At 58.4% G+C, this 7,966-nt stretch carries 9 protein-coding genes; 3 read left to right on the top strand and 6 right to left on the bottom strand.

Annotated elements, in window-relative coordinates:
- Positions 1-103: 103 nt before the first annotated feature.
- The 3 genes from tnpC to tnpA all read right to left on the bottom strand — a co-directional run bounded on the left by tnpC (position 104) and on the right by tnpA (position 2,631).
- A complete protein-coding gene (gene tnpC, locus DMZ65_RS12550; protein ID WP_116599223.1) occupies positions 104-1,753 on the bottom strand; it encodes an IS66 family transposase in 1,650 nt (549 codons plus the stop codon).
- Between the two features lie 63 nt (positions 1,754-1,816).
- Positions 1,817-2,170 (bottom strand): IS66 family insertion sequence element accessory protein TnpB, encoded by a 354-nt coding sequence (gene tnpB, locus DMZ65_RS12545; RefSeq protein ID WP_108693780.1) that lies wholly within the window; start codon positions 2,168-2,170, stop codon positions 1,817-1,819.
- Complete coding sequence (gene tnpA / locus DMZ65_RS12540) at positions 2,167-2,631, bottom strand: IS66-like element accessory protein TnpA (RefSeq protein ID WP_116599222.1); 465 nt, start codon at positions 2,629-2,631, stop codon at positions 2,167-2,169. Before tnpA ends, tnpB begins: the two co-directional genes overlap by 4 nt.
- Positions 2,632-2,659: 28 nt before the next feature.
- On the opposite strand from tnpA, the gene DMZ65_RS19710 reads away from it, so the two are divergent.
- Positions 2,660-3,331, top strand: coding sequence for a hypothetical protein (locus tag DMZ65_RS19710; RefSeq protein ID WP_198662688.1), 672 nt, complete (start codon positions 2,660-2,662; stop codon positions 3,329-3,331).
- A gap of 38 nt (positions 3,332-3,369) precedes the next feature.
- Here DMZ65_RS19710 and DMZ65_RS12530 read toward each other — a convergent pair whose 3' ends face one another.
- Together DMZ65_RS12530 and DMZ65_RS12525 are read right to left on the bottom strand one after the other, a co-directional pair.
- On the bottom strand, positions 3,370-4,089 hold the full coding sequence (locus DMZ65_RS12530; RefSeq protein ID WP_116599220.1) for a hypothetical protein: 720 nt from the start codon (positions 4,087-4,089) through the stop codon (positions 3,370-3,372).
- 86 nt (positions 4,090-4,175) lie between these two features.
- Positions 4,176-5,012, bottom strand: coding sequence for a hypothetical protein (locus tag DMZ65_RS12525; protein ID WP_116599219.1), 837 nt, complete (start codon positions 5,010-5,012; stop codon positions 4,176-4,178).
- Between the two features lie 783 nt (positions 5,013-5,795).
- Here DMZ65_RS12525 and DMZ65_RS12515 point away from each other — a divergent pair.
- Together DMZ65_RS12515 and DMZ65_RS19485 are read left to right on the top strand one after the other, a co-directional pair.
- Positions 5,796-6,158: a hypothetical protein gene (locus tag DMZ65_RS12515; RefSeq protein WP_116599217.1), complete on the top strand. Its 363-nt coding sequence runs from the start codon at positions 5,796-5,798 to the stop codon at positions 6,156-6,158.
- Positions 6,159-6,553: 395 nt separating this feature from the next.
- Complete coding sequence (locus tag DMZ65_RS19485) at positions 6,554-7,051, top strand: hypothetical protein (RefSeq protein WP_157960620.1); 498 nt, start codon at positions 6,554-6,556, stop codon at positions 7,049-7,051.
- A gap of 81 nt (positions 7,052-7,132) precedes the next feature.
- On the opposite strand, the gene DMZ65_RS12510 is transcribed toward DMZ65_RS19485, so the two are convergent.
- Positions 7,133-7,684: a recombinase family protein gene (locus DMZ65_RS12510; protein ID WP_116599216.1), complete on the bottom strand. Its 552-nt coding sequence runs from the start codon at positions 7,682-7,684 to the stop codon at positions 7,133-7,135.
- Positions 7,685-7,966: the final 282 nt, after the last annotated feature.

Raw genomic sequence — 7,966 nt, 5'->3', positions numbered from 1 at the left:
GTATGCGGCGACTACGCCCCATTGAGTTCCCGCTTGCACGTAGCCGCGATGTGTTGAAGCGGATCCCATTCGGTAGCTCGTCAGGGACTACGAGACGAGGTCCCTATGCGCCGTTGGGCTGCGGCGCGTAGGCCCACGGCATCAGGGCGTCGATGTTGCGGTCAAGGTGGCCGTTGGCCAATTTCGTGAACAGGTCGCGCAGATAGGCATAGGGTTCGACGCCGTTCATCTTGCAGGTGGCGATCAGGCTGGCAAAGCGCGCCCAGTTCCGTCCGCCCTCGTCGTGACCGGCGAAGAGCGCATTGCGGCGATTCATGGCAGGGCTGCGGATGGCGTTCTCGACGAGGTTGGAGTCGATATCGACGCGACCATCGTCCAGGAACAGGCGGAAGCCGTCCTGACGCTTCAGCATGTAGGCCATCGCCTTGCCGAGGTCGGACTTGCGCGAGACCCGCCCGGCCTGCGCCTGCAGCCAGGCGAAGAACTCGTCGACCAATGGACGAGACAGTTCCTGCCGGACAGCCCGGCGCTGATTAGGATCCGAGCCACGGATTTGGTCTTCGATCTTGTAGAGCCTGGCGATGCGCAACAGCGCCTTGTCCACGATAGGCGAACCCTTCTTGGGTTTGGCCTTGATCAGTTTGCGTCGTCCATGCGCCCAGCAGAACGCCAGACGCAATGGATCGCCGCCCGTGCGTTTTGGTGTGGCAAGGTGAGTATAGGCGCCGTAAGCATCGACTTGGATCGTGCCGTTGAAGCCGTGCAATATTTCGGCGGCATATTCGCCTTTACGCCCGGGGCGGTAGTGGAACACGACACCCGGCGGCGCGGTGCCGTTCCAGCCACGGTCGTCGCGCAAGGCCGCCCAAAGGTAGCCAGTCTTGGTTTTTCCGCGCCCGGGATCCAGCACCGGGGCGGTGGTTTCGTCGACATAGAGCCGGGAGCTTTCCGACATCAGGCGCCTGCCCATATGATCGACCACGGGCGCAATCAGCGCGCCGGTCCGACCCATCCAGTCAGCCAGAACCGAGCGGTCGATCGGCACGCCGTGACGGGCCATGACCATGGCCTGGCGGTTCAGCGGCATGTGTTCGGAGTGCTTGGACACGGCGATCTGTGCCAGCAGCGCCTCGGTGGGCCAGCTGCCCTCCAGAAGATGCGCCGGGGCTTTGGCCTGCACCACACCCGCGCGCCCTTTGGGGCAGGCGTATTTCGGGCGGATCGTGACGATCACCTGATAGCGCGCCGGGATGTAATCCAGCCGATCGACCCGATCCTCGCCGATCTTGACCATGTCGCCACAACCGCAAGGGCAAGCAATGCTGTCTGGTTCGATGACACGCTCAACGCGCGGCAGGTGTTCCGGCAAGGCGCGCGCCTTGCGCTTCTTGCGCGGCGCCTTCTTCTCGGGATCGGTCTCGCTGGCCGCGATCTTCTCCTCGACCGCGGCAATCTGTTCTTGGGTCTCGGCGATGGCGGCTTCCAGATCCTCCAGCGCCAGTTCGAGCTGCGCGGGGTCCAGCTTTTCCGATTTCGGTCCGAACTTTGCATGTCGGTATTGTCCGACCTGGCCTTGCAGCTTCTCGATCAGGGCCTTCAGTTCGGTGATGAAGGCGTCCTTTTCGGCGACGACCGCCTGTTCATGCTGGCGGGCCGCACGCTCGACCGCCAGCTCGAATTGCGCGGCCTCGAACGCCTTCACAACCTCGGGCGGGAGGTCCGGAAACAGGCTGAGATCGAAGGGCTGCGACATGCGGATTCATAGCCGTTCCGGGCAGGAAAGGCCAATAAAACAACACCAAAACAGGTAAGTAAATCATCCCGCTGCAATGGGTGGGGCGACCCGCTGCGCAACGATCCGACGCCAGTCCAGACCTTCGAACAAAGCTTCGTGCTGGGCTCGTGACAGCCGCATTGTCCCGTCCTGAACCTTCGGCCAGGCAAAGCTGCCTTGTTCCAGGACTTTGTAGACCATCACGAGACCTGTTCCATCCCAAACCAAAATCTTCAATCTGTCGCCACGTTTAGAGCGGAACACGATCGTCACCCCGGAATGCGGATCCAGCTTCAGCTCGGTCTGCACGATCAGCGCCAGCGCACGATGCCCGCAGCGGAAGTCCACCGGGCGCGTCGCAATCAGGATCGGCTGACGTTGTCCCGCGACGATCACGGCGCACCCCGCAGCGCCTGCACCAGCGCAACCGCACGTTCCACCGCCACATCATCGGGAATGCGCAGTATCACATCGGACCCGATCTCGATCATCAACACCCCGGCGTCACCGGTCGCAGCCGCCTTCGAAGGAGATGAAACCGACTGACCCGCAGGCTCGGGCAGGATGGACAGCGGCACGAAGGCAGGCTCCGTCGCCTCCGCCTTCGGCGATCCATGAAGCGCGTCCATCAAGTGACTTGGCAGGGCCAGCCGACCTTGCCGTGCATGGCGACGCCAATCCGAAAGATGATGCGGAAGAATGTCATAGCGCGCGGCCACATCCACCACCCGGACACCGGGCTGCAGGCTTTCGGCAACGATCCGCGCTTTCACATCATCCGGCCAATGCCGCTTGCCGCGCCGCCGAGGTTCAACAACCTCACACCGCCCCATGAACCCATCACCACCATCCGCCATGTGATACCTCCATCTGCTGACGCAGACCTTGTCGCAGGCACGTCACGCGTCAGAAACACATCAAATCAATGGGCCGGAACCGCCGCATACGGTTCAGTCGATGCGGGATGAATGGGAGGTCCGGGCGAATGCCGCGTTGAAGCGCGCTGATTCGACAGCGCGCATCGACCTTCGGTCCAACGCAACGATGACGGAAGCCGGCGATGCCCCGAAAGGGCTTGTCGCACAGCCGCATGTTGGACCGAGAGCAAGCCACGGCGCTGTGGCTCACTACCCGGGTCGAGTGAAAGCACGGAAAAATATCCAGGAGCACAACGATGACCTCTGGGCCGGTTGGGAGCGGCGCCGCGTCCTCGAACGGGAGCGGGCACGTCTTGAGGACTCCGAGCGCATCGCGGCGGATAGGGAAGCGGCGCGCAAGATTGAGGCCGCGGAAGAGAAGCGGCGGATCGCCGAGGCGCGACCCGGGCGGGAGGCGCGCGACGCGGCACGGGAGGTCGTGCACATGACCACGCCCCGTAGCACACTCGCCGACATCATCGCTCGCGCGCAAAGCGGCGAGGCAATGCACATGCCGACTGGCGAAGATGTCGAAATCGATCCGGAAACCTACCAGCGCGAGGCTTCAACGACACCGTTCGAGAAGGCGATAAAAGTCTGGCGACGCGCTCCTGTCCGTGTTCGCTCCAGGCCCGGCTGAGATTCGGCTGAGCGGGTTACCCGGGTTCTGAAATCCTATCAGAAAGCATCGCGACACAATCGCTCACGGTAGGCGAAAACGACGCGCTCCTCGTCAGGCCAGGAGGCGTATTCGAACGAATGGAGCGGCGTATATCCCTTCGCTACTTCGTCGTCTCGCCAAGCGATAGCGGCCGCGCTCTCTTCTTCCAGTTCTTTCAGAAATCCTACGGGTTTCGGTCGCGCTGCATGGCGAAAGAGCCGCGCGTGTTTGCTCTCACCGCTTCGTAGCCCTTGCTCCATTTCTGCAATCCGCCGAATTGTCAGGAGTGATAAATCGCGGTATTCGACCTTTTGATAGGGTCCATACTCCGAGATCTTGCGAAGAAGCGCCTCGATGTCCGCATCGGGCATCTCGAACATTTTATGCCGACCTTCTTTGAGAAACTTCGCAGCGGAGTTCTCCGCGATCCAGCGAAAGCATGCTGAACGGAGTTCTCCAGCGCCTTGCTCCGGCGAAGTGAATAGAGGCAGGGCGGCCGCGAACTGCCATGCATATGGGGGCTTCTGTTTCAGGTTTTCTCTGATTGTGATTTTTTTCAGCGCGCCGTTTCCGTGAAAGTTCAGTGAGCATAGGACAGGAATTTTGAAACTATGACGTGCCAGAAGCCGGCGCGCATCGCCGAGAGTCATTTGATCATATTCGCGCTGAAACGGCCGGACAGCGGCGGTCAACTTCTGACCAAGGTTGTGCGGCACGTGAGGGGCGGGGGAATGCATAGGGGGTCTCCAGTTGTTGCGATCAGGAAAGATGTGGGTGCGATCATCCGGGCACGGAAAAGCCCCGATGCAGATTTCCGCCCTGTCTACTGAATCACGGTCTGGTGCACCTTGTGCCGAAGGGCTTCGGCGTTCAGCGTGGACTTCGTGCCTCCTGCGGGGATCTCGATCACGCTTCGGGTCCCGGGCGGAAACTTGTATAGCTTCCCGCGATCCCACTTTGTCTTGTCATGCTGAACCTTCACGGCGACTTCAGAGACGAAGTCATCGATCATGTCCTGACGTGGGCCGATGAGATAACCTTGATCAAGGATGCCACCGATGCGAACTGCGGCATTCGACCATGGTCGGCTCGATTGGCCCCACGAGACGCGCCACGGGTCTTGCTCGGGTGGCTTCTGCGACAGGACTCCCAGGCGATTGCCGGGAGCTTCGACGTGCATTGGAATGCGCGGAAGGAGGAACCTCGGTCGATCTTTTCCCCCATGAAGGCATGCAAGCGACAGGAACATCAGATCATGCAAGGTGCGGCACATTCTTATCTGATCCGTTCGCATGACCGCGAAGGCCCTGGTCGGGTCCAAGAATGCGTCCGAGAATTTCCGGCTCAGTTGGAATCGAAGAACCCGTCCCCGGACCTTTGCGGTTCGAAGGATATTTTGATCAGCGAGTTCCGCGCAGGCATCGTGTATCCAGCGATTATATTTCGCTTTTTCCGGTCCGACGGCTGCTGCGAAGATGCTGGTTCGTGCACTATGCTCCCCAGAGAACCGCGCCGGCACCAGAGCCATCTTGCCCTTCACGGCGTTGTCCAGCGCAAAAAGAAGGCCATGGACAAGTCGCAAAGCAAGGAAGCTGCGCTCGCCGTCGCAGAGAAAATGGACGACATGTTCGGGGATGACATAGGTGTCGTTGATAGGCATGTGAGCTCCTGTGCTGATTGTTGCACAGAGCAATTGGTCCCGGTGGAACCCCGTACAAAACGCGGGTCGCCCCGGGCAGATACAGAAACACCCCGCATCGCGCGACATTTCGCCCCAGACGACCGACAGGTTACGCCGAGCGCCGCGAATTCGAGCGCGGGGCACTGCGCAGCGGAACAATGCGTCGCGACCCCTGAAATCCCGTGTTTCCGGCCAGATGGGTTTGGAAAGTCTCTGAAATCATTATGTTAACGTGAAATGAATTCTAAGAATCCCCACAATTAGAAGAACTCTGGATTCGTGTTCGAGATGCGCCGCAGAAAAATATGCCTTCCGGTTTTGGTGGCACTGTGATGTGAGCGCCACCAAAACCGGAAGGCATATTGAGCTTACGCCGGTATCCGCAGCCCGTGCGATGCATTGGGTGTGCTGCAATTTGCCGGACGGCCGATAAGAATCCTGTCCGGCCGAGCTCTTTGAAAAAGAAATTCCGGCACGACCGAGAAGCCGACGACTGCTGCGCTACTGTCGCGAACGGCCTTTTTTGATGGGAGGCCGTTCTCGAGAGCAGCGCAGTAACCTCAAGGTAGAACGACGATATCAGAATTCGGCATGCCATCGACGGACCGGAACATCCGGGCATGTCGAAATGGATGGAGATGAAATCCCTTCATTCCCGATCCGACCGCCGCGACCTCCTGCGCGGCGGTTCTTGACAAGACGGCCGATGGATTCACTGCGGCGGCATGGTGCTGCCCGTCCACGGCAAAGGAGGAGCCCAACATGGGTAAACTGCAAACGATCGAGATGAACCCCGGTAGCGGCGTTCCGAAGGACACCGCGATCAGGCTCACAAACGAGTTTCTTAACAGGCATGGTAGCGGTCTCGACGACCTGCTCAGGCGTTTCCCGGGCGTGCATGGCCCGTCCTTTCGCCGGGCCATCGAGGCCTGCTTCGCGCCGACGGAAGCGGCCCCCGAACTTGCCATGGCTCTCGACGAAGCAGTCGACACACTGCTCTCGCTACAGAGCGAAGACTGCCGCCCGCTCCCCGCCGACGTCGGCCGGCGCCTCCAGTTGGATGCAGGGATCCGGTGGTATGCCGCCCGCCTGCACGACCTCAGCAAGGCCGCGCGGCGGATGTAATTTTCCTTCCGGCAATATAGGTGCCGTGTGGGGCGGATTGTGGGGCAGTTTTCCGGATATCCTCGTCGAAACCCCTGAAAATCAAGCATAGTTGATTTTTGGGGTTGACGAATGGTGCCCAGGAGATGCGTTTTTTCCTGAATTGTGTAGCTCTATCTATCTGTCTTTAAACAAAAAATCAAGACACGGCTCCCGTTCTGTGTTCCTTTTGTGTCACCTTGCATCCTGACGTTTGTTGGAGCGAGGTTGGTATCGCCCCTGTTGCACATTAGCGTCACTGTAGCTCTTTAAATGCTCTAGATCCTTGTAGGAGCTGGTCCGATGCCATCTCTCGGTTTTACCACTACGGAATGCTCAGAGCGGGTGTTCGGAGTATATTTTTGATCGGAGAGAAAATGAAAATCAGTTTTATTATAGCTGCCTTTGGAGCAGTATTATTGTCCGGTTGCGAAATGGCAGAAATTACTCAACCTCCAGTTCAATACAAAGCAACGAAGAGCCTTAACGAAAAGGGCGTCAAAGACTTCACGGCTAGAACATTTGCATTGAAGGACGGAAATAGAAAGGAAATTTCTGGAGTTCCTTGTAAGATGTCTGCTCCGGGCTTCCACTCGAGCTTTGTGACGCCAGCGGTTGTTGCGACTCCCGACATGGGGCCCCGCACTCCCGTTGGGTCACTGTCCTGCACCTATAATGGCGATAAAAAGTTGGAGATAATGCGTCCCGTCAATGAAACAGTTGCTCAAATTGAAAGCTCTGCAGCAAGTGCAGGTGCAGGTGCTGGTATAATCGGCGTCATAGTATCGGGTATATCTGCATCTACACAGAAAAGCCGCCGCGACGCGACCCTAGATCAGTACGGCTATCCCGATGTTTCTGTGGTTTTCAAATGATTAGGATTTGCAGTCGCATAATGGTGGGGCCGAGGGTGAGGGAGCGATATTGCAGCCTCCTCACTCCTTTTTTCTGCTAATTCAATAATTGCTAGAACAAATCCGATGCACAGACCTCTCCGAGATACCCAACTCACGGGCGACGCCTCTCTTGCTCTGTCCCTCTGCTAAGAGGGCTACCACTTCTTCGCTCTTTTGCCGTGCCGTGGGCTTTCTGCCTTTGTACTTGCCCTCAGCTTTCGCTTTGGCGATGCCTTCCCTCTGCCGTTCCAGCATCATCTCCCGTTCGAACTGAGCGACTGAGCCAAGGACGTTGAGCATCAGCTTGCCGGTGGCGGTGGTGGTATCCAAACCAAGGCTAAGGACCCTCAGCCCGACTCCCTGAGCCTCCAGTGCTTCAATGATCTCTCCTAGGTGCCGAACGGACCTAGCCAGACGATCCAGCTTTGTGACGACGAACACGTCACCTTCCCGACAAAAGGTCATTGCCTCAGCCAGCTTGTCACGCTTGGATATAGAGCTGGTCTGTTCGCTCCAGACCTTTTCGCATCCTGTCGCCTGTAGTTCTTTCTGTTGTGCCTCCAGCCCTGCCAGTTGCTCTAGGGTTGAGGTTCTTGCGTAACCGATCAGCATGTTCGGTCTCCTTCTCTGCCAATGATGTGTAAGGGTTTGCGGCAGGGTGTCTGCCAAAAGCCGAAAACGACTTCACTGTCCTTCCAACGCGCTACATTGGAGGGCTGCCACACGGGCAAGGTCTATTGGCAGAGGGGTAAGGGGTTGGGATGTTGTAGTTTTTTCCGGCCCGGAGAGGGGGCGGGGGTGTTTTCAAAGTGACTTCAAAAAAGAGGGGGCTTTACTGTTTTTATTATTTGGCTTTTTCAGAATGGTGACGACGTAGAGAATGGGCCGCGTCCT

It is taken from the genome of Primorskyibacter marinus, from assembly GCF_003313245.1.
Taxonomy (GTDB): domain Bacteria; phylum Pseudomonadota; class Alphaproteobacteria; order Rhodobacterales; family Rhodobacteraceae; genus Primorskyibacter; species Primorskyibacter marinus.
This window is presented reverse-complemented; position numbering and strand designations above follow the sequence as displayed.